Below are 25,820 nucleotides of genomic sequence, written 5' to 3'. Positions count from 1 at the left end.
TTAGATACCCGCTACGGCGAGCGGGTCGGCGCTGACTTCGACGGCGCCGGCAGCGATTGCGGTAGCGCTGATGACGCGCTTGGACATGAGGTTGAGCACCTGCACCGGCCCGCCCGAGGCGGCGCCGGTAACGGCCTGGCCCTTGACGGTCAGCGTCATCGGGCCCTTGCGGAAATAGATGGTCACGGGGTCGTTCTTGTTGATGGCAAGCGGCACGGCCACGTCGGCGGCGCGCAGCATCATGCCTTCGCGGCTCTGGCGCAGCAGGGTCTTGCCGACCACGTCTTCCAGCCGCGGCACGCCGCTGCTTTCGACGAATTTCAGCGGCACGGGCCGCATCTCGATATTGCTTTCGGCCAGCAGCGTGCCGGCGGGCAGGCTGGCATTGATATGCGGCGCCTCGATCATCAGCTCGATCGAGCCGGCCACATCGAGCGGCTGGTTGATGCCGGCAATGGCGAAGCGGGCGGTGAAGGCGCCGCTGCCGGGCAGGTAGCGCAGGCTGATAATGCTGGCGGGCTGGGCCACGGCCTCGGCATTGAGCGGCTGGACCGGGCTCGAGAACAGGGTGTCGACACTCATGCCGGTGCCGACAATGCCGCGGGCGGCGAGGTCGGCGGTGATGAGATCGGCCAGGACAGCTTCATCCACGACGGTGGCGGCGCGGCTCACCCGCACGCTGTCGACCCCGGCGGCTTCGAACGCATCGATGCCGATGCGGTTGAGCGCAGCATCGACATCGGCGAGGCCGACCATGCCGCTGGTGCCGGGCATCGGTGCGCGGAACAGGGCCTGCTCGGCAGCGGCACCGGCATCCTCGAACATGTCGCCGACGGTGACGATGGCGCCGGTGACGACGATGTCGGCCTTGAGCACGGGCGCGGCCCAGGCGGCGCCTGACAGCAGCAGTCCGGCAAGAGTGATGGTGGAACGCAGGATCATCTTCACGGTCCTCCTCAACGCAACTGGCTCGTGGCCTGCATCATCTGGTCGGCGCCGGAGATGACGCGGGCGTTCATCTCGTAGGCGCGCTGGGCAGCGATGAGGTCGGCGATTTCGGTGACGGAATTGACGTTGGCCATTTCGAGATAGCCCTGCATCAGGTCGCCCGTGCCATCGGTATTGGGCACGTTGACCTGGGCCGGGCCACTGGCGGCCGTTTCCAGGAACAGGTTGTCGCCCATCGATTCCAGGCCCGACTTGTTGACGAAGCGGGCGAGCTGGAGCTGGCCCATCTGGGTCGGAGTGGATTCGTTGTCGAGATAGGCGCTGACCATGCCATCGGGCGAGATGGCGATGGAGGTGGCCGTGCCCGGAATGGCGATGCCCGGATCGATGGCATAGCCCGTCGAGGTCACGATCTCGCCTTCGGGTGAGCGTTCGAACGAGCCGTCGCGGGTATAGGCGGTGCGGCCGTCGGGCAGTTGCACCATGAAGAAGCCCTCGCCGCGGATGGCCACGTCCAGCTCACGCTCGGTGATGTTGACCGCGCCCTGGCTCATGACGCGCGGGGTGGAGACGGTGCGCACGCCCGAACCGATTTCCAGGCCCGCCGGGATCATCGTGCCCTGGTCGGAGGTCTGCGAGCCGGCGCGGGTGATCTGCTGGTAGAGCAGGTCCTCGAACTCGGCGCGCTGGCGCTTGTAGCCCGTGGTCCGCATGTTGGCGATGTTGTTGGAAATGACTTCGACGTTGCGTTCCTGCGCGCCCATGCCGGTCGATGCGATGTAGAGGGCTTTCATGGCATTTGCTCCGATCAGGCGTTGGCGTCGCCCAGCCGCTGGATGGCGCTGCGGCGCAGCTCATCCTGCTTCTGGGCCAGATTGGCGGCGGATTCGTAGGCGCGGGTCACGCGGATCATTTCGGCCATTTCGGCGACGCCCGAGACGTTGGAGCGTTCGATGAAGCCCTGCATGGCGCTTGTATTGGTTGCAGCGACCGGCGTGCCGCCGGCAAACAAGTTGTTGCCCTCGCGGGTCAATTCCTGCGCATTGGCGAATTCGACCAGGCGCAGGCGGCCCTTGGGGCCGGCGCTGGAGCTGACCGAACCGTCGGCGGCGATCAGGATGCCGGTTTCCTCGGCGCCGAACTGCATCGGGCCACCTTCGCCGAGCACCGGGTTGCCGTTGAGGTCGACCAGCGTGCCGTTGGCGCTGAGCTGGAAGGCGCCGGACCTGGTCCAGCGCTCGCCGGCCGGGGTCTGCACGGCGAAGAAGCCGTCGCCATTGAGGCCCACATCGAGGTCGTTGCCGGTCTGCACCATGGCGCCGCCGCTGAGGTCATGGACCGTGGCCCAGTCCTGCACATAGGAGAGCGGCTGGTCGAGGCTCGGGAAATCCTGGTCGCGGGCGACCGGCATCACATATTCCTCGAACAGGATGTTCTCGGCCTTGAAGCCGGACGTGTTGATATTGGCCATGTTGTTGGCCACCACGTCCATCTGCCGCTGCAGCGCTATCTGCCTGGAAAGGCTGATGAGTTGCGCATTCTCGATCATTGCTGATCCCCGGAATGTTAACGTCCCCGAGACTGCCAACTTCCCCAAGCCGCGGCCTCGCCATTTACCTTGCAGCAACCATGCCAAGTCACAAAATTTAATCAAATCAATTAGATAGCTCTCAAGCTGTGCCAACCATGCCGCGTCATTCTTTCCGTGCGCGGCAAAAGCTGCCCGGCAAATTTTGCCGCTTGAGGTCAGTTTGTAACCAATCGTTAACCATCGACCCCTTAGCTGGAGTAGCAACCGGAATCGTCCGGCAAGCCTCATATCTGGCAGGGTTCGCATGGCCGCTGATGCAGAAATCGAAGACGGCGCCGCGACCAGGAAAGGGCCCCCAGGCTCTTCATCATCATCGGTGCGGCGGCCATCGCCGTGTTGCTGGCCGGGGCCGGGCTCTACTTCTTCCTCTCGTCCTCCTCCGCGTCGACTGAAGCGGCTGCGGAAGGCGCGTTGCCGGAAGGGGCGGTCAATACCGGCCACACCTTCATCTTCAACCTGCCGCCGATGATCGTGAACCTCAAGGACGACGCCGAGCCGAAGAGCTCGTTCATGAAGCTGACCGTGGCGCTCGAAGTCGCCAATCAGGACATGATGCTGGAAATCCAGCCGCGCATGGCCAAGGTGGTCGATGCGTTCCAGGTCTATCTGCGCGAGCTGCGCCGCTCCGATCTCGAAGGTTCGGCGGGCGTCTATCGCCTCAAGGAAGAGCTGCTGCGCCGCGTCAACGTCGCGATCTATCCCAGCCGCGTCGAATCCGTGCTGTTCAAGGAAATCCTGGTGCAGTAATGGCGGGCCCGACCGAACAGGACAAGCTGGCGGACGAATGGGGGCTCGATGACGTCGCCAGCCCCGGCGCGAGCGCTGCCGCCCCGGTCAGCGAAGACGACATGACCGAGGAAGAGCGGGCCGCTGCCGCTGCCGCCGAATGGGCCGCCATGCTCGAAGGCGACAATGGCGACGGGGAGGGCGGTCCCGACCGCGTTCTCAACCAGGACGAAATCGACAGCCTGCTCGGCTTCGATGCCAGCGTGGGCAGCAATGTCGAGCTGACGGGTGTGCAGGCGCTGATCAATTCGGCGCTGGTCAGCTACGAACGCCTGCCCATGCTCGAAATCGTCTTCGACCGGCTGGTCCGGCTGGCGACGACCTCCTTGCGCAATTTCACCTCCGACAATGTCGAAGTCACCATGGACTCGATCTCGTCGGTCCGTTTCGGCGACTACCTCAATTCCATCCCGCTGCCGGCCATCCTCTCGGTCATCAAGGCCGAGGAATGGGAGAATTACGGCCTGCTCACCGTCGATTCCAGCCTGATCTATTCCATGATCGACGTGCTGCTGGGCGGGCGCCGCATCGGCGGCAATATCCGCGTCGAGGGTCGGCCCTATACGACCATCGAAATGGCGCTGGCCCGCCGTATGATCGAGGTCATCCTCGACGATACCCACCGCGCGTTCGAGCCGGTGACGCAGGTCAATTTCAAGCTCGAGCGCATGGAGACCAATCCGCGCTTCGCCGCCATTTCGCGGCCGGGCAATGCCGCCATCCTGATCGAGCTGCGCATCGAGATGGACGATCGTGGCGGCAAGATCGAAATCCTGCTGCCCTATGCCACGATCGAACCCATCCGCGAGCAACTGCTGCAGATGTTCATGGGTGAAAAATTCGGCCGCGATCCGATCTGGGAAGGCCATCTCGCCACCGAGATCTACGCCGCCGATGTCGAGATCGAGGCGGTGCTGCACGAGCAGGAATTGCCGCTCTCCCGCATGCTGGCCATGCAGCCCGGCGATACCGTGATGTTCGAGCGCTCCCCCAGCGATCCGGTCCGGCTGCGCTGCGGCGATGTCGATCTCACCGAGGCCATTATGGGCCATATCGGCAACCACGTTTCGGTGCGGGTTTCCCGCCCGCTTAACCCGCCCAAGGTCACCATGGCGGCCTTCGAGGCGATCGACGAGAAAATGGAAGGACGATGATGTTCGGCTTGCCTCTGGGGCTGTTCGTGGAAGGCGCTGTCGCCGTTCTGCTCGCGCTAACAATCGGATATTGCATCGTGCTCAACCAGCGCCTGAAGCGCCTTCACGCCGACAAGGACGTGATGCGCCAGATGGTCGCCGACCTGGTCGGCGCCACCAACCTGGCCAATCAGGCGATCAAGGAGCTCAAGCAGACCGCCGTCGAGGCCGACCTGTCGCTCAATGCGCGGCTGGAAGAAGCCGAGCGTTTCGGCATCGAGCTGGCCAACCACGTCAATGCCGGCACGGTGCTGATGGAGCGGATTGCCAAGATCACCAGCGTGGCCCGGCACAGCCAGGCCATCGAGCCGGTCGAGCAGCCCAACAAGGTGCAGTCCGCGCTTGAGCAACTGTCGACGCGTGTGCGCACCCGCGGAGTCGCTGCGTGACCAAAATCCGGCTGCTGCCCGTCGTCGTCATGGCCATTGCCGCTTTGCTGGTGCTCAAGACAATGGGTCTTGTGACCAATGGCGGCTACGTGCTGGGCGGCGTCAGCGTGGCGCAGGCGGCCGGGGCCACTGACGGCAATGCGGTGGGCACGACCGAGGCGGACCAGACGGTCACGCCGGCGGGCGAGCCGACCATGCAGGATACCAGCCCGACCCTGTCGGACGGGGCGCCGACGATTGGCGCGCCGGCAGCCGAAACCGGGGGAGGCCATGGCACGCCGGCGGCAGAAGAGGCAACTAGCGAACCTGGCGCAATGCCGGGCCCGGAGGCGCCGCCCGTTGCCGCCACGACGGCTTCGCAAACCTATTGCGTCGAATCCGACGCCACGATCACCGCGAGTGGCGATGTCGTCCTGCGGCCGGTCGCTGCCGAGCCTTCGGATGGCGGCCACGGCGAAGCCACGGAGACTCCGGTGGAGCCCCGTCCGGTGCCTGAAGGCAGCTTTGCTGCCCAGATGGCGGCTGATTGCCTGCCTTCGGGCGATGTCGTGCCCACGGAAATTGGCGCCGATGGCCAGATCATTCCCCTGATCGCCGTCGATGGCGTGTCGGGCACCGAGCAGCAATTGCTGGAACGCCTGACGGCCCGGCGCACCGAGCTGGAACAATATGAGAGCGACCTGGCCCTGCGCGCCTCGATCGTCGATGCCGCCGAAAAGCGCATCGCGGAACGCGCGGCCACGCTGGAGGCGCTGGAAGCCCAGATTTCCAGCCTCGTCGACCAGCGGACGGAGATGGAAGCGGGCCAGTTTGCCGGTATCGTGGCGATGTATGAAACCATGCGGCCCAAGGATGCGGCCAATATCTTCAACGATCTCAACATGGACGTGCTGCTGCGCGTGGCCAAGACGATGAATCCGCGCAAGATGGCGCCGATCCTGGCCGAAATGTCGGCTCCGCGGGCACAGGAACTGACGGTGCAGATGGCGACGCTGGCGGACAAGCCGCCGACGCAAATGACCCCGGACGATCTGGCCGCCCTGCCGCAGATCGTGGGTCAATGATGAACGCTGAAATGCCTGAGGCTTTATGCTTCGGCGTAAGGTGACGTTAAGCCCGGGGCGCTAGGGTCGGCACGGACTATCGTGTAACCCATGCGTTTTATGATCCCGGAGCCGAAGGCTTCCGCCATGAGACGCGCAGAGTGCGTCGGGCGGGCAGAAGCCGGTGAAGACCGCGATCATGGTTGGCTTGCGGCGCGCGGGGCGGGCCGTCCTGGCAGGCGCCGTCATCGCGGCGCTGAGCTTTATCGCGCCGGCAATGGCGCAGGAGCAGGGCCAGCTCTTTGCCACCCAGGAAGATGGCTATGCCCGCCTGATCCTGAGCTTTCCGGGCCGCGACGATCTCCCCAAATATACGATGCGCATCGAAAACGGCGTGCTCTCGCTCGAATTCGAGGAAAAGATCGCCGTCATCCTGCCCGATGTCGGCACCACGATGGCGCCCTATCTCTCGGTGGCGCGGGTCGATCCTGACGGCATGGGGCTGCGGCTGGGCCTGCGCGCCGCCTTCAGCTTCAACCGCATCGAGGCCGGCGAAAAACTCTTCATCGACCTGTTGCCCAGCACCTGGCAGGGCATGCCGCCGGCCTTGCCGCAGGATATCATCGACGAGCTGGCCGAGCGGGCCCGCCTGGCTGCCATACGCGCCGAGCGCGAGCGCAAGGCCGCCGAGGTGGTCGAGCTCAATCCGCAGGCCAATATCCGCGTCGGCCGCAATCCCACTTTCATGCGCGTCCAGTTCGACTGGACCGTGCCGACCACGGCCGAATATGTGCAGGAAGGCGAGACCAGCCACATCGCCTTCGAATGGCCTGTTGGTGTCGACCTGCGCGACCTGGCGGTGGACCTGCCGCCCGAAATCGCCTCGGTCGAAAGCGCGGTAACCCCCGATGGGGCCATGGTCACGCTTGATCTGGCCGAGGGCGTTACCCCGCGCTTCTACGAGAATTCGCCGAGCCAGTATATTCTCGATATCGACATAGCCGGAGTCGGCCTGCCCAGCTTCACCGCCGCCGATCTGGTGGATGAAGCCGCCGAGGAGGCGGAAGCGGTAGCCGCGGCCTCGGGAGGCCCCGCCACGGCCCTGGTCGACAAGCTCTTCCCCGAAACGGCCGCCCGGACGGTGACGCCGTTTGTCAGCGTGCTGGGTTCGACCGTGCGCGTCGTCTTTCCGTTCGAGCAGGATACACCGGCTGCCGTGTTCCGCCGGGGCGATACGGTCTGGATGATGTTCGACACCATTTCAGGCATAACGCCGCCCACCCATTCGGCCGAACTCGATGCCTTGGCCAGCGAATTTGCCGTGGTGACCTCGGGCGATACGCAGGTGGTGCGGATCGAGCTGTCGCAGGATCGGCTGGCCACGCTCGGCTCGGAAGGTATGGCCTGGGTATTGTCGCTGGGCGATATCATGCTGACGCCGACCGAGCCGATCGAACTCAGCCGCCGTCGCGATATCGAGGGCAATTTCGAAGTCGTGGCCGATGTGGCGCGGCCCGCCCGCATCCATGATTTCCGCGATCCGCTGGTGGGGGACCTCCTCAAGGTGGTCACCGCCTATCCGCCGGCGCGCGGCGTGACCCGCCGGCTCGACTATGTCGAGTTCTCGGCCCTGCGCAGCGTCCACGGCTTGGTCATCAAGCCGGAAAGCCCCGAACTCGACCTCGCCGTCGAGAATAATCTGGCCGTGCTGTCCACCGCTGGCGGGCTCACCGTTTCGGCGGTGGATGCGCCGCGCACCATCGGCAATGGCATTACCGAAAGCCTGCGCGGCAGCTTCGTCGACCTGGCGGCGCTGGAAGAGAAGGATTACGGCACGTTCAACCAGCATATCGAGGATTTGCTGGTCGATGCCGCCGGGAGCGAGGGCAGGGAGCGCGACGCCGCCCGGCTGGACCTGGCGCAATATTATGTCGCCAATCATTTCGCCCATGAGGCACTCGGCGTCCTCGACGTGCTGGAGACCGAGCTCAAGGCCGAGGACCTGACGCGCAAGATCCGCATCACCCGCGCCATCGCCGACACGCTGGCTTCCCGCCCCAGTGATGCGCTGAGCATTCTCAATTCGTCCGGCGTGGGCCAGGAACTCGACGCCTTGCTGTGGCGCACCATCGCCCGGGCCGATAGTTACGACTTCAAGGGCGCGCGGTTCGACGCCATCGAGGCCAACAGCATTGTCGAGAACTACCCGCTCTGGGTGCGCAACAGGTTCTACTTCGCCGCCTTGCGCGCCGCCGTGGAAACCGACGACATGACGCTGGCCGAGCGCTTTCTCGACTCGATCGATTTCGCCAGCCTCAATCCCGAGGATTCCAGCCTCTACCACCTGATGTCGGGCCGGATCGATGAAGGGCGGGACCGCGTTTCCGAGGCCATCGACACCTATGGCCAGGTGATCGCCGCCGACATCCGCCCCACGCGCGCCGAGGCCATCTATCGCACCCTGCGCCTGCTGGACCAGCAGGGCACGCTCGACCTGGCCAAGGCCACCGACACGCTCTCGGCGGAATCGCTGCTGTGGCGCGGCAATCCGCTGGAAGCGGATATGCAGACCATGCTGGCCGACTTCTACTTCCGCGATGGCGACTATCGACGCGGTTTCGAAACCGTGCAGCAGGCCGTCGCCAACTATTCCGAAAGCTCGTCGGTCAATGCTTTGCGCGACAAGGCGCAGCATATGTTCGGCGAATTGTTCCTCAACGGCGTCGCCGACTCGCTGGGCCCGGTCGATGCGCTCGGCCTCTATTACGATTTCCGCCAACTGACCCCGCCCGGCGCCCGCGGCGACGAAATGATCCGCAACCTGGCCCGCCGGCTGGTGCGCGTCGATCTGCTGGCGCAGGCGGCGGACCTGCTCGAATACCAGTTGCAAAATCGCCTGCGCGGCGTGGCCCGCACCCAGATCGCCGCCGATCTCGCCGTCATCTACCTGGCCGACCGCCGGCCGCAGGACGCGCTGCGGGTGCTCAACGAGACCCGTCTGCCCGGCCTGCCGGACTCCCTGCAGCGCCAGCGTCGCATTCTCGAGGCGCGCGCCATGATCGATGGTGGACGCGACCAGTTGGCGCTCGATCTGATGCGGGACCTTGACGGGCGCGACGTGACGCTGCTGCGCATCGACGCGCATTGGCGCGCCAAGCGCTACGACCAGGCCAGCGAAATGCTGGAAGCCTTCTATGCCGACCAGCCGCGCAACCAGCCCCTGACCCAGCCCGTCCGCCTCGGGCTGATCAAGGCGGCCGTGGGCTTTGCCCTGTCGGGCGATACATTCGGTCTGTCGCGCCTGCGCTCCAAGTTCGGCGATGCGATGGTGGTAACGCCGGAATGGCCGATGTTCGATCTGGTGACCGGGCAGGTCGCCATTACCAGCCTCGAATTCAAGGCGGTGGCCAGCCAGGTCGCCGATGTCGGCGGCATCAACGCCTTCCTCGCCTCCTACCGCGACACCTATGCCGGCGAGGGCGCCCTGGCGCCCCTCAATGCTGCCGAACCGACCACGGGTCTGGCGAGCCTGTAGCAAGCACGCGAAGATTCCTCCAGAGCCCTCATGGTGAGCCCGTCGAACCACGAGGGCGAGCGAGTGGAGCTATGGTGCCACGCCCTCCTGGTTCGACGGGCTCACCATGAGGGCTGTAGTGGCCCTCTACCCGCTCACAAAACTACGCACCAGTGACCCCGCCACCAGATACCAGCCATCGACCAGCACGAAGAAGATCAGCTTGAACGGCAGGGAAATGACCACGGGCGGCAGCATCATCATGCCCATGCTCATCAGCACCGAGGCCACCACCATGTCGATGACCACGAAGGGCAGGAACAGCAGGAAGCCGATTTCGAAGGCGCGCCGCAGTTCGGAGATCATGAAGGCCGGGATCAGCAGTTGCAGCGGAATGGCCTCGGGCTCCTCGGGCACCGGAGCATCGGTCAGGTCGTAGAACAGGGTCAGGTCCTGCTCGCGCACATTGGCGCGCATGAATTCGTGCAGTGGCGCGCTGCCCAGTTCGAACGCCTCGGTCATCTCGATATCGCCGGCCAGCAGCGGGGCGATGCCCTGGTCGTAGCTCTGCTGCAGCGTCGGCTGCATGACGAAGAGGGTCAGGAACAAAGCCAGCGAGACCATCACCGAATTGGGCGGCGCGGTCTGCAGGCCGATGGCCGTGCGCAACAGCGACAGCACCACGACGATACGCGTGAAGCTGGTGACCATCACCAGGATGGACGGGGCCAGCGACAGCAGGGTGATCAGCCCGATAAGCTGGACGGCGCGTTCGGTCAGCGTCGTGTCGTCGCCGAAATCGATGGAAATGTCCTGCCCGAAGGCCAGGCTGGGGATCAGCGCCGCAAGCGCAAAGGCGAGAAGGCCGGCATAGGGTGCAAGCCGCCGCAGACGCGACGGCGGCGCCTCAGTTCCGGTTTGCCTCGCTGGTATCCTCGACAAGGTCGGAGCCTTCTACGTCTCGCCGCGCCGTATCCTCTTTAGCTGAGTCGTCGGCGGGTGCGACCGGAGCGGGCGCGTTTTCCGGGGATACCGGCATTTCCATATCGCTGACCGGGCGGAGCAGGCCGGTATGGCGCAGCGAGAGATGGGCCTTCTTGTTCGTCGGCTGTCCCAGGTCGCGCAGGCGCTCGATAGCCGTGGCCGGCGCTGCGGGCGCCGCTTCGGCCGGCTGCGCCGAGGGTGCGGCGACCGGAGGCGCAACAACGGGCGCGGTCTTGGCCGGGGCCGGCTTGCGGGTCGCCACCATGGGAATGGGGCGGCGCGTCGGCTGGGCCGCCGGGGCCTCTTCCACCGCGATGCCGGTTTCCACCACCAGGTCCTGCGCTCCGCCGGTGAGGATCAGGTGCTCGACATTGTCGCGCCTGATGATCAGCAATTGCCGTTTGGGGTCCAGCGCCAGCGAATCCACCACCGCCAGCCGCCGGTTGCGCCCGCGCGCCACGTTCCCCGATGCCTTGAACAGCAGCTTGAGCAGCCACAGCACCAGCAGGATGGCCACGATGACCACGCCGAGGGCGAAGATCGCGGTGAGGAAAGTGTTGCCCTCGCCACCGAAGAGGCTGGTGATAAAACTCATGTCGGCTCCAAATCAGGTTCACCCGAATCCGGGCGGCACATATTGCCTACCACATCCCGCAAATGTGCAGAATGCGAGGCTGAAACTGCCGTAACCGGCGTCGGTTAACGCTTGATTAACCATAGGTCGGCAAGATTTGCCCATCGCGTCACGCTTTTTAGACTCGCGGGGGACTTCGGCCAATGGGCCTCATGAACATGCCGGTCTTTTCGGCGCTTACCGACAAGATGCGCTGGCACCAGACCCGTCAAGGCCTTTTGGCCGAGAACGTGGCCAATGCCGAAACCCCCGGCTATCGCGGCCGCGACCTTGCCCAATATGACTTTGCCGACCGCCAGGCGGGCTTTTCGTCGGCCGCGGTGACCACCACGGCGACCCAGCCGATGCACTTTTCCGTGTCCAGCAGCGAAGGCGGCGCCTTTGGCGCGCAGCGCATGGCCAATTTCGAGATCACTCCGGAAGGCAATGGCATCACCCTGGAAGACGAGATGATGAAGGTCACGACCAACCTGATGGACTATCAGGCGGCGACCAGCCTCTACCAGAAATCGATCAAGATCCTCCGCACCGCCATGGGCAAGCAGGCCTGAGCGCAGATAGAGAGCTAGCGTCACATGGACTTCAATTCATCGCTCCGCATCGCCGCCACGGGCCTGCATGCCCAGACGGCCCGCATGCGTGTCATTGCCGAAAACCTCGCCAATGCCGATTCCGCCGGCAAGGCGCCGGGGGAGGAGCCCTATCGCCGCCGCATCCCCACTTTCGAGGCCAGCTTCGATCCCGATGTCGGCGGCAAGATCGTCGAGGTGGGGCGTCTGGCCTATGACATGAGCGATTTTTCCTCGCGCTACGAGCCCGGCCACCCGGCGGCCGACGCTGCCGGATATGTGCAATATCCCAACGTCAATCCGCTGATCGAGGCGATGGACATGCGCGAGGCCCAGCGCACCTATGAGGCCAATCTCAACGTCGTCACCGTCACGCGGCAGATGCTCGGGCGCACGCTCGATATCCTGCGCGGCTGACCGGGAGAGGAATAAGAACAAATGGCCGTCAACACGCCGTTCAACGCCGCCACCGCCGCCTATGGAAATGCCCAGCGCCTCATCAACCAGGCCGCGCGGCCCCAGACCGACCTCACCGCCATGGCGTCTGGCGGCACAGGTCCCAACTTCGCCGACATGCTGGCCCAGCAGGTGCAGGGCGTGCTCGATGCCGGGGCGACCAGCGACCGGATGGCCATCGACATGGTCAATGGCAAGGCCAATGTCGTGGACATGGTGACCGCCCTCAGCGAAACCGAAATCGCCATCGAAAGCATGGTCACCGTCCGCGACCGCGTCATCTCCGCCTATGAAGAAATCATGCGGATGCCGATCTAGTTTCTCTTTGAGGTGCCTCCAGCCACCGGGTCCACCCTCCCCCTTGTGGGGAGGGAAGCGAGATAGGACTTAGCGTCAGCTAAGTCCGTTGAATCGAGCAGGGTGGGGGTATGCTCCGCAAGCTCGGCGTGTGAGGCCACCCCCACCCTTGATCCCTCCCCACAAGGGGGAGGGAGATGACTGCGGCTTCAGGGCACTGAAATCCTGGGAATGAGATAAGCTGTGGCTGTGATTCCACCCTGGAACCGACAATGACCGGCGCAGAAGTTCTCGACATTGCGAGCGACGGCATCTGGACGCTGATCATCGTGGCGTCGCCCATGATGCTGGTCGGCCTTGTGGTCGGCGTCATCATCGCGCTGTTCCAGGCGCTGACCCAGATCCAGGAACAGACCCTGGTCTTCGTGCCCAAGATCATCGCCATCTTCGTCACCATGCTGCTGACCCTGCCATTCCTCGGCGCCACCATGGGCGGCTATATGAACCGCGTGGTCGACATGATCATCGTGGGCGGCTGACGGTGACGGTCGGGCTCGACTGGCTGCCCAATACGGCCTTTGTCTACCTGCTGCTGTTCTCGCGCATCGGCTCCATCCTCATGCTCATGCCGGCTTTGGGCGAGGACATGATCCCCATGCGCATGCGGCTGAGTTTCGCGCTGGCCTTCACGCTGGTGGTCTATCCGCTGCTCTCGTCCAGCCTGCCCGCCATGCCGGCCGATTTCATGGCCATTGTCGGCCTCATCTTCCACGAGCTGGCCATCGGCATCATGCTGGGGGCCATCGTGCGCATCACCGTCATGGCGACGCAGGTGGCCGGCGCCATCATCGCTTTCCAGGCCGGCCTTTCGGCCGCCATGGCGGCCGATCCGACCCAGGTGGGCGTGCAGGGCGCAGTGTTCGGCAGCTTCCTCAGCTTTCTCGGCATGGTGCTGATCTTCGCCACCGACCTGCATCACGTGGCGCTGGCCGCAACCTATGACAGCTACACGCTGTTTCCGCTCGACGCGCCGCTGATGTTCGACGATGCGGCGCAACTGGCCATTCGCACCGTAGCCGGCGCCTTCAGCGTCGGCGTACAGATGGCGGCGCCCTTCATCGTGTTCGGCCTGGTGTTCAACCTCGGCGCCGGCATCCTGGCCCGGCTCATGCCGGCCTTGCAGGTATTCTTCCTGCTGATGCCGGCCAATATCATGATCGGGCTGGTGCTCTTCGCCATGCTGCTGACCATGATGATGGGCTGGTATCTCAGCCACTTCGAGGCACACCTTGCGATGTGGAGAGGCTGAACCATGTCCAGCGAAGCCCCCGAACAAGACGCCAAAACAGAAGACCCTTCCCAAAAGAAGCTCGAGGATGCCCACAAGAAGGGCGATGTCGCCAAGAGCCAGGAAGTGGTCACCTGGTTCATGCTGCTCGGCTCGGCCGCCATCTTCGCCATGATGGCGCCCGCCACCGCTTCGAGCCTGTCGGAATCGCTCAAGCTGATCATCATGAATGCCGACCGGTTCGAGCTGGGCGGCGCGGGTTTCGGCGCCTTCTTCAACAATCTGGCGCTGGCGCTGATCGGCACCGTGCTCATTCCGCTCGTCGTGCTGTCGACCTGCGCCGTGCTGGCCAATCTCATCCAGCACCGGCCGCTGTTCTCCGCCGAGCCGATCACCCCCAAGCTCTCCAAGATTTCGCCTTTGGCCGGGGCCAAACGGCTGTTCTCCACCGAGTCGCTGGTCAATTTTGGCAAGGGCCTGCTCAAGATCGTCATTGTCGGCACGGTGGTGATCGCCGTGGTCTGGCCCGAGCGCGACCGGCTCGACACCATGATGACGGCCGATCCGGCGATGATCCTCGGCGATTTCCAGGAAATCGGCATCAAGATCTTCATGGCGGTGCTGGCCATCGTCACCGTCATCGCCTTTGCCGATTATCTCTATGTCCGCCAGAAATGGTGGAAGAAGCTGATGATGACGGTTCAGGAAACCCGCGACGAATACAAGCAGATGGAGGGCGATCCTCACATCAAGGGCAAGCTGCGCCAGTTGCGGCAGGAGCGGGCGCGCAAGCGCATGATGGCCGCTGTGCCCGATGCCACCGTGGTCATCACCAACCCGACCCACTTTGCCGTCGCGCTCAAATACGACAAGGCCATGCGGGCCCCCAAATGCGTGGCCAAGGGCGCCGATGCGGTGGCCTTCCGCATCCGCGAACTGGCCAAGGAGCACGACGTTCCCATCGTCGAAAACCCGCCTTTGGCGCGGGCGCTGTTCGCCAGCGTCGATGTGGACGAATCCATTCCCAACGAGCATTTCAAGGCCGTCGCCGAAGTCATCGGCTTCGTCATGCGCCTCAAGCGCGGGGCAGGGTGGAAGGCGAACTGATTTTCTCGCACGATGGTGCAAGAGCCACCAGGCCCACCCTCCCCCTTGAGGGGAGGGAAGCGAGATAGGACTTAGCGTCAGCTAAGTCCGTGGAATCGAGCAGGGAGGGGGTGCCGAGGTCTCCACGAACTCGATCCTTGCGGAACGCTCGACACCCCCTCCCTTGATCCCTCCCCTCAAGGGGGAGGGTGTCGACTGGGACACCGCGCCAAAAATCCTGTGCATGCGGCATTGGCGGCGTTCATGCTGTTGTTTCGCCGTGATCCCGTGTTGAAAACCATGATCGGTCTCCCGCAGGACCGGGTCATTTGCTAGACCATTGCCACGTGCCTGATTCGGCCCGACTCACCGGTTACGGAGCATCCTGACCCATGGCATCGACGCCAACAGGCGAGGACACTTATCCCGACCCGCTCGTTACGGCGGGGCGGGGCGGAGCCGGCCTGTGGCGGGTCGTCGTGCTTGCCCTGGTGCTGGTGGCCATTGCGGTGGGCTTCTCCTTCTTCGGCGACAGGATCCCGGCCGAGTTCATCATGACCTTTGTCGGCGTGCTGGCCGTCATCGGCGTGTTCTGCCTGTTCGGCCTCGCCGCCGGCCTGTTCCGCTTCGCCAATGGCGAGGAACGCCGTACCATTTCCAATGCCATGGTCGACAGCCTGCCCTTCGGTGCGGTCGTGGCGGATCGTGACGGCAAGATTTCCTATGTCAACGCGCATTACGGCAGCTTTTCCGGCGCCATGACCAATGGGGTTCCGGTCGGCGTGCCGCGGCTTTTTGCCGGCCAGTCCGATGCCAGCGAGGCCATCTACCGGCTGTCCCGCGCCGCCAAGGACGGGCGCGCCGCGATCGAGGATATCCGCATTGTCGGCGGCCTGGGCGGCTCGCTGAGCGACAGCGCCCGGGCCTATTGGTACCGCGTCGCGGTGCGGCCGCTGCCGGAATCCGACGAGGCCCAGAAGCCGCTGGTCATCTGGTCGGTGGAAGACATCACCCGTGACCGCGACAATAACGAAAGCGCCTTCCGCGACCTGCAGCGCGCCATCGACTATCTCGACCATTCCCCGGCCGGCTTCTTCTCCGCCGATGCGCATGGCCGCATCCAGTATCTCAATTCGACCCTGACCGACTGGCTCGGCTACGACCTGGCCGAGTTCAATTCCGGCCATCTGGGTCTCAGCGATCTCGTGCGCGGCGATGGCGCGACCCTGCTCATGCGCGGGCGCGGCGATGGCGAAATCGGCACCGAGATCATCGATATCGACCTGGTGCGCCGCAACGGCACCAGCTTCCCGGTGCGCCTGCTTCATCGCGCCGCGCGCCTTGCCGATGGTGAACTGGGCGAGACCCGCACCCTCGTCCTAGACAAATCCAAGGCGCCCGACACCGAAGAAGCCCTGCGCGCCGCCGAAGTGCGCTTCTCGCGTTTCTTCAACGACACGCCCTTCGCCATTGCCACGCTCGACGCCGAAGGGCGGATCATCCGCACCAATGCCCCGTTCGGCCGCATCTTCAAATGGGCAGGCGAGGAAAAGAGCCTCGAATTGCAGCCGCTCAGCGAGTTGATCGGCGAGGGGAGCCGGGAGAAATTCGCCCGCGCCATCGCTGATGCCGCCGCGCATCGCTCCGAGGTCGAGCCCGTCGATGCGCTGCTCAGCGCCGAGGGCGACCACGCCGTGCGGCTCTACCTGTCCTCGTCGGAAATGAGCAATGGCTCGCCCGAACAAGTCAATGTCTATGCCCTCGACATGACCGACCAGCGCAAGCTCGAAGCCCAGTTCGCCCAGAGCCAGAAAATGCAGGCTGTGGGCCAACTTGCCGGCGGCGTGGCGCATGATTTCAACAACCTGCTGACCGCCATTATCGGCTTTTCCGACCTGCTGCTGCTCAAGCACAAGCCGGGCGACCCCTCGTTCAGCGAGCTGATGCAGATCAAGCAGAATGCCAATCGCGCGGCCGGCCTTACCCGTCAGTTGCTGGCCTTCTCGCGCCGGCAGACCCTGCGCCCGCAGGTGCTGGAACTGCCGCTGATCGTCGACGACCTGACCGTGCTGCTCAAGCGCATGATCGGGGAAAAGAACACGCTCAGCGTCGAGCATGGCCGCAATATCTGGCCGGTCCGCGCCGATGTGGTGCAGCTCGAACAGGTCATCATCAACCTGGTGGTCAATGCGCGCGATGCCATGACCAATGGCGGCGCCATCACCATCCGCACCTCCAATGTCGAGCGCTCGGAGGCCGAGCGGCTGAATTTCGAAGGCATGGCGCCGGCCGATTACGTGCTGATCGACGTGCAGGATACCGGCACCGGCATGAGCCCCGAAGTGCTGCAGAAGATTTTCGAGCCCTTCTTCACCACCAAGGAGCTGGGCAAGGGCACTGGCCTCGGCCTCTCCACCGTCTATGGCATCGTCAAGCAGACCGAAGGCTATATCTACCCGGTCTCGGTGGTTGGCGTGGGCACCACGTTCAAGATCTTCCTGCCGCGCCATGTCGCCAGCGTCACCGAACAGGCAGCCAAGGCCGCTGCTGCTGCCGCCCCGGTGCGCGACCTCACCGGCCACGAGCGGATATTGCTGGTTGATGACGAAGAGAGCGTGCGCGCCTTTTCGGCCCGCGCCTTGCGCGCTACCGGATATGAGGTTTTCGAGGCCGATGGCGGCGAGGAAGCCCTTGAGGTCCTCGAGGATGAAGATTTCAACATCGACCTGATGATATCTGATGTGGCCATGCCCGAAATGGACGGCCCGACGCTGCTGAAGCATATCAGGGAGCGCATGCCCGATCTCAAGGTGATCTTCGTTTCCGGCTATGCCGAGGAAAGCGTGCGCCGCGATATCGAGGACGACCAGAGCGTCGAATTCCTGCCCAAGCCCTATTCGCTCGACCAGATCAATACCAAGGTCAAGGAAGTGCTGCAGAAGGTCGGCAAGGGCGACCTCAATTGAACGTCCACGGGCGCTTCGAGGGTCCCGCCGAGCTCAATGTGCTCGGCGAACCGCTCAGCCCTTGTTCCAGCGATCCGCTGACCGGCTTCTTCCGCACCGGCTATTGCGCTGCCGGGCCCGACAATGCCGCGGTGCATCTGGTCTGCATCGAGGCAACGGACGAGTTCCTCGAATATTCGGCTTCGGTGGGCAACGACCTCTCGACACCCATGCCGCAATTCGCCTTTCCCGGCCTCGTCGCCGGCAACCGCTGGTGCCTCGTCGCCCAGCGCTGGCTCCAGGCCCACCAGGCCGGCAAAGCCCCACGCGTCTTCCTGCGCTCGACCAACCAGGCGGTGCTCGGCCTTGTCCCGCTGGATGTGCTCAAGGCCTATGCGCTGGATTTGAACTGAGACTCATTCGGGAGGTCGGTGCAAGCAGCACCCCCACCCTCATTCCCTCCCCACAAGGGGGAGGGAAGCCTGGCCGGTGACTGTTGAAGCATTGAGCGGAACTCGGCCAGTTGGCCTTGCGTCTTCCTCACTCTTGTGGGGAGGGAATGAGGGTGGGGGTTGGCCACACGCACCGGCATTGGAATATCCCGGATCGCAGCCGACTACCGCCCCTTAACCAACCGCGCCAGCGCCACGCCCAACCCCGCCAGCGCCACGACGAAGAACGTCCACTGCAGTACCGCCAGGAATGTGCTGGGTGCTTCGGCGGAAAAGAAGATCGTATAGCCCAGCCACGCGGCGACCGCGGCGCAGATGATTGCCGAAACACGAGGATCGTTCATTCCTGCACCTTCAGTTCCGTCAGCACCGCATCGAGCTTGCTGAATCCGAATTCCATGCCATCGGCCATCGGCGTCGCCAGGGCGCCGTCGCGGGCTTCTTTCGATGAATAGTTGAGTGTATTGACCAGCGTCGTCCGCCCGCTCTCTTCGTCAAAGATGAGCGTCGACACCGTCTCGCCGCCGGTCCAGTCATCGTCGAACACTTCGGCGCTCACCAGGCGTTCGACCGGCTCGATTTCCCTGACCACGCCACCCATGCCCATCACATAGCCGCTGGGCGCTTTCCACTCGTAGCGATATTTGCCGCCCACCCTGGCGTCGAATTCGCAGACCGTCATCACCCAGCCTTCGGCGCCGTTGAGCCAGCGGCGGATCAATGCCGGCTGGGTGTAACAGGCGAATACCAGGTGCCGCGGCGCATCGAACTGCCTGGTGATCACGATCTGCGTGTCGTCAGGCGTGGTTACGGTCAGCGGTCCGCCAAAGCCCATTGCCATCTCCTCAATTGTTCTTGCCGGCCATGGCTTCGAGCCGCTTGAGCTCGTCGAGCAGGTCATCGAGCTGGCCGAACTGCTTCTCCCAGAATTTGCGGTATTCGATCAGCCAGCCTGTGGCCTCGGCCAGCGGTGCGGCTTCCAGCTTGCAGGGCCGGCGCTGGGCGTCGCGACCGCGCGAGATCAGCCCGGCATTCTCAAGCACTTTGAGATGCTTGGAAATGGCCGGCTGGCTCATGGCGAAGGGTTCGGCCAGTTCCATCACCGAGGCTTCCCCTTGCGCCAGGCGCGCCAGAATGGCCCGCCGTGTCGGATCGGCAAGCGCCTGGAAGGTCGCATCGAGGGCGGCTGGCGTCGGCATGGGAATAACTTTCAGGTTCTAGAACCGTCCGGTTATATTGCTCTTATGGCCGGGAGTCGTCAAGCCACGCCGCCGGGAATGGGCGTGCCAGAGGCCAGCAGGCCCTTGGCCGCCAGCGTGGTCCACAGCTCGGCGGGCACCTTGACGTCCCACCAACCGAGAATGCCGTCCAGCTCGGCCGGCGAACGTGGCCCCGGCAGCACGTTGCAGACGGCCGGATGAGTCAGCGGAAACTGCAGAGCCGCGGCGGGCAGGGGCACGTCGAATTCGCGGCAGACGGCTTCGATGGCCCTGACCTTGCTGACGATATCGTCCGGGGCCTTGGCGTAGTTGAACTTGTCGCCGCCCACGAGAATTCCCGAATTGAACGGGCCGCCGATCACCACCGAGGCACCGCGCTCGATACACGTGGTCATGAAAGGGTCAAGCGAGGTCTGTTCCAGCAGCGTGTAGCGCCCGGCCAGCAGGAACACGTCCCAGTCGCCCAGCGCAAAGGCGTCCATCAGCACCTGCCATTCATTGACGCCCAGCCCGATGGCCTTGACCACGCCGGCATCGCGCAATTCGCGCAAAGCCTTGTAGCCGCCATTGGCCAGTTGCGCCCAGAGCGGCTTGTTGCCTTCCGCGCCATGCGTCGCCACGCCGATATCATGCACATAGAGGATATCGATGCTCTGGATGCCCAGCCGCTGCTGGCTGTCCTCGAAGGAGCGCATCACGCCATCATAGGAATAGTCATAGCGCTGGTTGAAGGGCAGGGGATCGATCCAGTTGCCCTTGTCCTGCTCGGCGGCGCTGACGGGTTTGAGCAGCCGGCCCACCTTGCTCGACAGCACCACGCCATCGCGCCGCTCGCGCAGCGCATCGCCCACCAGATGCTCGGAGCGGCCGAGGCCGTATTGCGGGGCCGTGTCGACATAGTTGATGCCGACATCGAGCGCATGGCCGACCGTGGCGCGCGCCTGCTCGGCCGGGACGGCGGAGAAAATGCCGGCCAGGGAAGCACAGCCTAGCCCCAGCGTCGTCACCTCGAGATCGGTGCGGCCGATGCGGCGCTTTTCGAATGTGCGAGCAGTCATGTCATCCCTCCAGCAGGCGGTGGGATAACTGACATGTTAGTTGGCTGGCTTCAAGCTCAATAGACGTTGCCGACGATGACAGGATGCTCGGTTTCCACACGGATCGGATTGCGCAAGGCCATCCCGAACTGAGCCTCCTCGATCTCGAAAATGTCGTCCGGCTGGGTCTTGATGCCGTCGGCAAAGCTCAGCGTCGCCGTGCCGAACATATGCACATGCACATCGCCCGGATTGCGGAACAGGTCATACTTGAAGTGGTGATATTCGAGGTTGGCGATGGTGTGGCTCATATTGTCCTCACCCGACAGGAACGGCTTTTCCCACAAGACCCTGCCATCGCGCCAGATGCGCGACTGGCCCTCGATATGGCCGGGCAGGTCGCCGACGCGCAGTTCCGGCCCGAGGGCGCAGGCGCGCAGCTTGGAATGGGCGAGGTAGAGGTAGTTTACCCGCTCCGTCACATGGTCGGAAAACTCATTGGCCAGCGCGAAGCCCAGCCGACGCGGCTGGCCGTTCTGGTCGATCACATAGATGCCGGCAATCTCGGGCTCCTCGCCGGCATCGAGCGCAAAGCCGGGCGAGGGAATGGGGTGGCCGGGATTGATCACCGTATAGCCGTTGCCCTTGTAGAACCATTCCGGCTGCACGCCCTTGAGCCCGTCGGCCGGCTTGCCGCCTTCCAGGCCCATGCGGAACATCTTCATCGAGTCGGTCAGCCCTTCCTCGGTCTTGGTGCCGTTGGACTTGTGCATGGCGTCGCGCGTCGCGGCCGAGCCAAGATGGGTGAGGCCCGTGCCGGTGACATAGAGATGGGCCGGATCGGGATGGTCGATCGGCGCCAGCATGCGGCCTTCGGCAAGCAGGGCAGGACGGTCCACTTCGGCGCCGAGACCCTTTTCGGCGATCAGGGCGCCAAGACCGCCATGGCGCGACAGCGCCGCGATGGCCAGTTCATAGACGCTGGTCGCGTCATTGACGGTGCGGGCGACGCCATTGTCGACGGCGCCGACCGCGCGTTCGCCATTGGTATCGAAAAACTGGATCAGGTTCACGGCGCGGCTCCTCAACTTTCAGCGCGGGCTGCTGGCATAAAGCGCAACCGGCCATGCGGTGGCAAGTCAAAAATCATACTTATGAGGCGCCGTTGACCTGTCACACGTTGCGCGCGTCGATGCTAACAGTCTGCTAACGAATTCGGGCTGTGTGTGAACGCGAATGTTCTTATTTTGTCCCTTGACGCGGCTGGAACAATATGAGAACAAATAGCGGACATTCAGGGTATTGCCACCAATGGTGCCAGCGCGTTGCGCCGCCTCCAAGAGCGTGGAATAAGGAGAGATCAGATGGCTAGTGCGCCGCTTCGTATTGTTGAAGGTGGATCGATGGATAAGGACAAGGCACTTGCCGCGGCGCTCAGCCAGATCGAGCGCAATTTCGGCAAGGGCTCGATCATGCGCCTTGGCGAAGCGTCCTCCATCGAGGTCGAATCGATCTCCACCGGTTCGCTCGGCCTCGATATCGCGCTGGGCATTGGCGGCCTGCCAAAGGGCCGTATCGTCGAGATTTTCGGGCCGGAAAGCTCGGGCAAGACCACGCTGGCTTTGCATGTCATCGCCGAGGCGCAGAAGGCCGGCGGCATCTGTGCCTTCGTCGATGCCGAACATGCGCTCGATCCGATCTATGCCCGCAAGCTGGGCGTCAGCGTCGATGACCTGCTGATCTCGCAGCCCGATGCCGGTGAACAGGCCCTCGAAATCACCGATACGCTGGTCCGCTCCGGCGCCATCGATGTGTTGGTGGTCGATTCGGTCGCCGCGCTCACGCCCAAGGCGGAGCTTGAGGGCGAAATGGGCGATTCCCTGCCGGGCCTGCAGGCACGCCTGATGAGCCAAGCCATGCGCAAGCTGACCTCGTCCATCTCCAAGTCCAAGTGCCTCGTCATCTTCATCAACCAGATCTCGCATGAAGATTGGCGTGATGTATGGCTCGCCCGAAACCACGACGGGCGGCAATGCGCTCAAGTTCTACGCCTCGGTGCGCCTCGACATCCGCCGTATCGGCGCCCTCAAGGATCGCGAGGAAGTCGTCGGCAACCAGACCCGGGTGAAGGTGGTCAAGAACAAGCTGGCCCCGCCGTTCCGTCAGGTCGAATTCGACATCATGTATGGCGAAGGTATTTCCAAGACCGGCGAATTGCTCGATCTGGGCGTCAAGTCCGGTATTGTCGAAAAAGTCCGGCGCCTGGTTCTCCTGGGACAGCCAGCGGCTGGGGCAGGGCCGTGAGAATGCCCGCCAGTTCCTCAAGGACAATCCGGCGATTGCCAGCACGATCGAGCAGGGCGTACGTGAAAGCTCGGGTCTGCTTGGCGAAGTGCTGCTGGTGGCCGGCGTCGATGACGATAGTTCCGGCGACGACGACTGAGTTCCTCCCTCCCATGCAGGGATTTTCGGGGCATCGCGCAAGCGGTGCCTCTTTTCTTTTGGCGATCGGCCGCAAGGATGCCGCAATGCTGGACAGGGCGGCAAGCTGCACGATAGAAAGCCTGCCGACCTGTTCTGCGGCGCAACAGCGCCAGTTTCCGCAATGAAAGCCCTCTAATGACCAGCGTAAACGACCTCCGTTCGAGCTTTGTCGACTACTTTGCCCGCAATGGTCACCACGCTGTGGCATCGAGCCCGCTGGTGCCACGGAACGATCCGACGCTGATGTTCACCAATTCGGGCATGGTGCAGTTCAAGAACACCTTTACCGGTGTCGAGAAGCGCCCCTATTCGCGCGCCACCACGGCGCAGAAATGCGTGCGCGCCGGCGGCAAGCATAACGATCTCGACAATGTCGGCTTCACAGCGCGCCACCACACCTTCTTCGAGATGCTCGGCAATTTCTCGTTCGGCGACTACTTCAAGGACCATGCCATCGAACTGGCCTGGAACCTGCTGACCAAGGACTGGGGCCTGCCCAAGGACAAGCTCATGGTCACCGTCTACCAGGACGATGATGAGGCGCTGGAGCTGTGGAAGAAGATTGCCGGCCTTTCCGAGGACCGCATCGTGCGGCTCGGCGCCAAGTCGAATTTCTGGCAGATGGGCGATACCGGTCCCTGCGGTCCGTGCTCGGAAATCTTCTACGACCATGGCGAGCATATCTGGGGTGGTCCGCCGGGCTCGCCCGAGGAAGATGGCGACCGCTGGATCGAGATCTGGAACCTCGTCTTCATGCAGTATGAGCAGCATGGCGACGGCTCGCGCAACGGCTTGCCGCATCCTTCGATCGATACCGGCATGGGCCTCGAGCGCATCGCCGCGGTCATGCAGGGCGTGCATGACAATTACGATATCGACCTGTTCAAGGCGCTGATCGGCGCTGCTGCCGCGGCTACCGGCGCGGATGTGAATGGCGAAGGCAATCGCAGCCTGCGCGTCATCGCCGACCACCTGCGCTCGATGAGCTTCCTGATCGCCGAGGGCGTGCTGCCCTCCAATGAAGGCCGTGGCTATGTGCTGCGCCGCATCATGCGCCGCGCCATGCGCCATGCGACCCTGCTTGGCGCCAACGAGCCTGTCATCCACAAGCTGGTGCCGACGCTGGTGCGCGAAATGGGCCAGGCCTATCCCGAGCTCAGCCGCGGCGAGGCGATGATCACCGAGACAGTGCTGCTGGAGGAAGGGCGCTTTCTCAAGACGCTCGGCCGCGGCCTGCAGTTGCTAGCCGAAGAGACGCGGGATATGGGCGAAGGCGCTGTGCTCGCCGGCGCCAGCGCCTTCAAGCTCTACGACACCTATGGCTTCCCGCTCGATCTGACCCAGGACGCCCTGCGCAGTCGCGGCATCACCGTCGACCAGCCCGGCTTCGACGCCGCCATGGCGGCGCAGAAGGCCGAAGCCCGCAAGAGCTGGTCCGGCTCGGGCGAGGCGGCCACCGACACGGTCTGGTATGGCCTGGCCGACAAGCTCGGTCCCACCGAGTTCCTCGGCTATGAAACCGAAACGGCCGAGGGCGAGGTCAAGGCCCTGCTGAAGGACGGCAAGGAAGTCGCGTCGCTGGCCAGTGGCGAAGAAGGCTTTGCCGTGCTCAACCAGACCCCGTTCTATGGCGAAAGCGGCGGCCAGGTCGGCGATACCGGCCTGCTCACCGGCGAAGGCCTGACGGCCACGGTCAGCGACACGCAGAAGCACCATGGCGTCTTCGCCCACAAGGTCGTCGTCACCGAGGGCAGTCTCAAGCTCGGCCAGCCGGTGACGCTGGTGGTCGATCATGAGCGCCGTTCGTCGATCCGCGCCAACCATTCGGCCACTCATCTGCTGCATGAAGCCCTGCGCATCGTGCTGGGCGACCATGTCGCGCAGAAGGGCTCGATGGTCTCGGCCGATCGCCTGCGTTTCGACTTCGTCCACACCAAGCCGGTCACGGAACAGGAAATGGCCGAGGTGGAAGATATCGCCAATGCCATCGTGCTGCAGAATACGCCGGTCGAAACCCGGCTGATGGGCGTCGAGGAAGCCAAGGAATCGGGGCGCGCGCGCCCTGTTCGGCGAAAAGTATGGCGATGAAGTGCGCGTGGTCGCCATGGGCGAGCCGACCGGCAATGGCCTGGGCTGGTCCGTGGAACTCTGCGGCGGCACCCATGTGCGCCGCACCGGCGATATCGGGCTCGTCTCCATCGTCGCCGAAAGCGCGGTCGGCGCCGGCGTGCGCCGCATCGAGGCATTGACCGGCAAGGCGGCCCGCCATCGCGGCAACACCAATGTCGCGATTGTCGACGCTGCGGCCGGCCTGCTCCGGTCGGGCAGCCATGAAGTGCTCGATCGCATTTCGGCCCTGCAGGAAAATCTCAAGAAGATCGAGCGCGAGCTGACCGATGCCCGCAAGAAGCTGGCCCTAGGTGGCGGTGCCGGATCGGGCGCATCCGCCTCGGCCGACGAAAACGTCAACGGGGTCACCTATGTGGGCCGCACGGTGGAAGGCATTCCCGCCCGCGACGTGAAGGGCCTGGTCGATACCGAAAAGAAGCGCATCGGCTCGGGTGTCGTGACCGTCGTGCTCAAGGGCGATGACGGCAAGGGCACCGTGGCCATCGGCGTCACCGATGACCTGACGGCCCGCTATGCCGCCGGCAACCTGATCAAGCTGGCCACCGCCGCTTTGGGCGGGCAGGGTGGCGGCGGCCGGCCCGACATGGCGCAGGGCGGCGGGCCGGACGGCGGAAAAGCCGCCGAGGCCATCGCGGCGGTTCGCGCCGCGCTTTAGCCAGACGACCTATTATCGAACCATCCGGCTTGCCCCGGGTGGTTCGTGCTGGCTGCGGCCGGGCGGCGCGAAATCCAGGATTCCTCTGGAGACCTCATGGTGAGCTTGTCGAACCATGA

At 64.1% G+C, this 25,820-nt stretch carries 23 protein-coding genes and 2 pseudogenes; 15 read left to right on the top strand and 10 right to left on the bottom strand.

Annotated elements, in window-relative coordinates:
* Genes flgA through flgF form a run of 3 tightly spaced genes read right to left on the bottom strand, consistent with a single transcriptional unit; the run spans nt 1 to nt 2,494 of the window.
* Nucleotides 1-942, bottom strand: coding sequence for a flagellar basal body P-ring formation chaperone FlgA (gene flgA / locus NVV79_RS21075; RefSeq protein WP_303993765.1), 942 nt, complete (start codon nt 940-942; stop codon nt 1-3).
* A gap of 14 nt (nt 943-956) precedes the next feature.
* Nucleotides 957-1,742, bottom strand: a complete 786-nt coding sequence (flgG, locus tag NVV79_RS21070) for a flagellar basal-body rod protein FlgG (protein ID WP_303993762.1) — start codon at nt 1,740-1,742, stop codon at nt 957-959.
* Between the two features lie 14 nt (nt 1,743-1,756).
* Nucleotides 1,757-2,494 carry a flagellar basal-body rod protein FlgF gene (gene flgF / locus NVV79_RS21065; protein WP_303994362.1) on the bottom strand — a complete coding sequence of 246 codons (738 nt, stop codon included), beginning with the start codon at nt 2,492-2,494 and terminating at the stop codon, nt 1,757-1,759.
* A gap of 378 nt (nt 2,495-2,872) precedes the next feature.
* Here flgF and NVV79_RS21060 point away from each other — a divergent pair, with 378 nt between their 5' ends.
* From NVV79_RS21060 to NVV79_RS21040, 5 genes are all read left to right on the top strand, one after another.
* Nucleotides 2,873-3,286: a flagellar basal body-associated FliL family protein gene (locus tag NVV79_RS21060; RefSeq protein WP_303993758.1), complete on the top strand. Its 414-nt coding sequence runs from the start codon at nt 2,873-2,875 to the stop codon at nt 3,284-3,286.
* Complete coding sequence (gene fliM / locus NVV79_RS21055; RefSeq protein ID WP_303993755.1) at nt 3,286-4,479, top strand: flagellar motor switch protein FliM; 1,194 nt, start codon at nt 3,286-3,288, stop codon at nt 4,477-4,479. The genes NVV79_RS21060 and fliM overlap by 1 nt, the downstream gene beginning before the upstream one ends.
* The gene (locus NVV79_RS21050; RefSeq protein WP_303993752.1) at nt 4,479-4,907 is read left to right on the top strand and encodes a DUF6468 domain-containing protein; all 429 of its coding nucleotides are present in this window, start codon (nt 4,479-4,481) and stop codon (nt 4,905-4,907) included. The genes fliM and NVV79_RS21050 overlap by 1 nt, the downstream gene beginning before the upstream one ends.
* Nucleotides 4,904-5,971, top strand: a complete 1,068-nt coding sequence (locus tag NVV79_RS21045; protein ID WP_303993749.1) for a MotE family protein — start codon at nt 4,904-4,906, stop codon at nt 5,969-5,971. The genes NVV79_RS21050 and NVV79_RS21045 overlap by 4 nt, the downstream gene beginning before the upstream one ends.
* 163 nt (nt 5,972-6,134) lie before the next feature.
* Nucleotides 6,135-9,485: a lipopolysaccharide assembly protein LapB gene (locus NVV79_RS21040; RefSeq protein ID WP_303993747.1), complete on the top strand. Its 3,351-nt coding sequence runs from the start codon at nt 6,135-6,137 to the stop codon at nt 9,483-9,485.
* Between the two features lie 126 nt (nt 9,486-9,611).
* Here NVV79_RS21040 and fliP read toward each other — a convergent pair whose 3' ends face one another.
* Entirely contained in the window at nt 9,612-10,304 is a 693-nt protein-coding gene (gene fliP / locus NVV79_RS21035) for a flagellar type III secretion system pore protein FliP (RefSeq protein WP_303994360.1), read from the bottom strand.
* Between the two features lie 67 nt (nt 10,305-10,371).
* On the bottom strand, nt 10,372-11,043 hold the full coding sequence (locus NVV79_RS21030) for a flagellar biosynthetic protein FliO (protein ID WP_303993744.1): 672 nt from the start codon (nt 11,041-11,043) through the stop codon (nt 10,372-10,374).
* Between the two features lie 182 nt (nt 11,044-11,225).
* Between NVV79_RS21030 and flgB the strand changes: the two genes are divergently transcribed.
* From flgB to NVV79_RS20990, 8 genes are all read left to right on the top strand, one after another.
* Nucleotides 11,226-11,633 carry a flagellar basal body rod protein FlgB gene (gene flgB, locus NVV79_RS21025; protein WP_146289563.1) on the top strand — a complete coding sequence of 136 codons (408 nt, stop codon included), beginning with the start codon at nt 11,226-11,228 and terminating at the stop codon, nt 11,631-11,633.
* 24 nt (nt 11,634-11,657) lie between these two features.
* Nucleotides 11,658-12,068 (top strand): flagellar basal body rod protein FlgC, encoded by a 411-nt coding sequence (flgC, locus tag NVV79_RS21020; RefSeq protein WP_303993740.1) that lies wholly within the window; start codon nt 11,658-11,660, stop codon nt 12,066-12,068.
* Between the two features lie 21 nt (nt 12,069-12,089).
* Nucleotides 12,090-12,425 (top strand): flagellar hook-basal body complex protein FliE, encoded by a 336-nt coding sequence (locus NVV79_RS21015; RefSeq protein WP_303993737.1) that lies wholly within the window; start codon nt 12,090-12,092, stop codon nt 12,423-12,425.
* Nucleotides 12,426-12,676: 251 nt separating this feature from the next.
* On the top strand, nt 12,677-12,943 hold the full coding sequence (gene fliQ, locus NVV79_RS21010; RefSeq protein ID WP_303993734.1) for a flagellar biosynthesis protein FliQ: 267 nt from the start codon (nt 12,677-12,679) through the stop codon (nt 12,941-12,943).
* 2 nt (nt 12,944-12,945) lie between these two features.
* A complete protein-coding gene (gene fliR, locus NVV79_RS21005) occupies nt 12,946-13,713 on the top strand; it encodes a flagellar biosynthetic protein FliR (protein WP_303993732.1) in 768 nt (255 codons plus the stop codon).
* Nucleotides 13,714-13,716: 3 nt separating this feature from the next.
* Nucleotides 13,717-14,799 (top strand): flagellar biosynthesis protein FlhB, encoded by a 1,083-nt coding sequence (flhB, locus tag NVV79_RS21000; RefSeq protein ID WP_303993729.1) that lies wholly within the window; start codon nt 13,717-13,719, stop codon nt 14,797-14,799.
* A gap of 371 nt (nt 14,800-15,170) precedes the next feature.
* On the top strand, nt 15,171-17,744 hold the full coding sequence (cckA, locus tag NVV79_RS20995) for a cell cycle histidine kinase CckA (RefSeq protein ID WP_303993726.1): 2,574 nt from the start codon (nt 15,171-15,173) through the stop codon (nt 17,742-17,744).
* Entirely contained in the window at nt 17,741-18,136 is a 396-nt protein-coding gene (locus tag NVV79_RS20990) for a DUF2237 family protein (RefSeq protein ID WP_303993723.1), read from the top strand. Before cckA ends, NVV79_RS20990 begins: the two co-directional genes overlap by 4 nt.
* 203 nt (nt 18,137-18,339) lie before the next feature.
* Here NVV79_RS20990 and NVV79_RS20985 read toward each other — a convergent pair whose 3' ends face one another.
* From NVV79_RS20985 to araD1, 5 genes are read right to left on the bottom strand one after another with little or no spacing between them, the layout of a single operon-like run.
* Complete coding sequence (locus tag NVV79_RS20985; protein ID WP_303993720.1) at nt 18,340-18,519, bottom strand: hypothetical protein; 180 nt, start codon at nt 18,517-18,519, stop codon at nt 18,340-18,342.
* Nucleotides 18,516-19,010: an SRPBCC family protein gene (locus NVV79_RS20980; protein ID WP_303993717.1), complete on the bottom strand. Its 495-nt coding sequence runs from the start codon at nt 19,008-19,010 to the stop codon at nt 18,516-18,518. The genes NVV79_RS20985 and NVV79_RS20980 overlap by 4 nt, the downstream gene beginning before the upstream one ends.
* Before the next feature lie 10 nt (nt 19,011-19,020).
* Complete coding sequence (locus NVV79_RS20975) at nt 19,021-19,374, bottom strand: helix-turn-helix transcriptional regulator (protein WP_056232192.1); 354 nt, start codon at nt 19,372-19,374, stop codon at nt 19,021-19,023.
* Nucleotides 19,375-19,433: 59 nt separating this feature from the next.
* Complete coding sequence (locus tag NVV79_RS20970; protein ID WP_303993710.1) at nt 19,434-20,453, bottom strand: aldo/keto reductase; 1,020 nt, start codon at nt 20,451-20,453, stop codon at nt 19,434-19,436.
* Between the two features lie 56 nt (nt 20,454-20,509).
* Entirely contained in the window at nt 20,510-21,496 is a 987-nt protein-coding gene (gene araD1 / locus NVV79_RS20965; protein WP_303994358.1) for an AraD1 family protein, read from the bottom strand.
* Between the two features lie 300 nt (nt 21,497-21,796).
* On the opposite strand from araD1, the pseudogene recA reads away from it, so the two are divergent.
* Nucleotides 21,797-22,875: pseudogene (recA, locus tag NVV79_RS20960) on the top strand (recombinase RecA).
* A gap of 176 nt (nt 22,876-23,051) precedes the next feature.
* Nucleotides 23,052-25,701, top strand: a pseudogene (gene alaS, locus NVV79_RS20955) (alanine--tRNA ligase).
* Nucleotides 25,702-25,820 lie beyond the last annotated feature (119 nt).

It is taken from the genome of Devosia ginsengisoli (assembly GCF_024707105.1).
GTDB classification, from domain to species: domain Bacteria; phylum Pseudomonadota; class Alphaproteobacteria; order Rhizobiales; family Devosiaceae; genus Devosia; species Devosia ginsengisoli_A.
This window is presented reverse-complemented; position numbering and strand designations above follow the sequence as displayed.

What these genes read in the sequence shown, in the direction of transcription:
- flgA (WP_303993765.1), bottom strand. Translation starts at nt 942, where the DNA reads ATGATCCTGCGTTCCACCATCACTCTTGCCGGACTGCTGCTGTCAGGC.
- flgG (WP_303993762.1), bottom strand. Translation starts at nt 1,742, where the DNA reads ATGAAAGCCCTCTACATCGCATCGACCGGCATGGGCGCGCAGGAACGC.
- fliM (WP_303993755.1), top strand. Translation starts at nt 3,286, where the DNA reads ATGGCGGGCCCGACCGAACAGGACAAGCTGGCGGACGAATGGGGGCTC.
- NVV79_RS21050 (WP_303993752.1), top strand. Translation starts at nt 4,479, where the DNA reads ATGTTCGGCTTGCCTCTGGGGCTGTTCGTGGAAGGCGCTGTCGCCGTT.
- NVV79_RS21030 (WP_303993744.1), bottom strand. Translation starts at nt 11,043, where the DNA reads ATGAGTTTTATCACCAGCCTCTTCGGTGGCGAGGGCAACACTTTCCTC.
- flgB (WP_146289563.1), top strand. Translation starts at nt 11,226, where the DNA reads ATGGGCCTCATGAACATGCCGGTCTTTTCGGCGCTTACCGACAAGATG.
- flgC (WP_303993740.1), top strand. Translation starts at nt 11,658, where the DNA reads ATGGACTTCAATTCATCGCTCCGCATCGCCGCCACGGGCCTGCATGCC.
- NVV79_RS21015 (WP_303993737.1), top strand. Translation starts at nt 12,090, where the DNA reads ATGGCCGTCAACACGCCGTTCAACGCCGCCACCGCCGCCTATGGAAAT.
- fliQ (WP_303993734.1), top strand. Translation starts at nt 12,677, where the DNA reads ATGACCGGCGCAGAAGTTCTCGACATTGCGAGCGACGGCATCTGGACG.
- flhB (WP_303993729.1), top strand. Translation starts at nt 13,717, where the DNA reads ATGTCCAGCGAAGCCCCCGAACAAGACGCCAAAACAGAAGACCCTTCC.
- cckA (WP_303993726.1), top strand. Translation starts at nt 15,171, where the DNA reads ATGGCATCGACGCCAACAGGCGAGGACACTTATCCCGACCCGCTCGTT.
- NVV79_RS20985 (WP_303993720.1), bottom strand. Translation starts at nt 18,519, where the DNA reads ATGAACGATCCTCGTGTTTCGGCAATCATCTGCGCCGCGGTCGCCGCG.
- NVV79_RS20980 (WP_303993717.1), bottom strand. Translation starts at nt 19,010, where the DNA reads ATGGGCTTTGGCGGACCGCTGACCGTAACCACGCCTGACGACACGCAG.
- NVV79_RS20975 (WP_056232192.1), bottom strand. Translation starts at nt 19,374, where the DNA reads ATGCCGACGCCAGCCGCCCTCGATGCGACCTTCCAGGCGCTTGCCGAT.
- NVV79_RS20970 (WP_303993710.1), bottom strand. Translation starts at nt 20,453, where the DNA reads ATGACTGCTCGCACATTCGAAAAGCGCCGCATCGGCCGCACCGATCTC.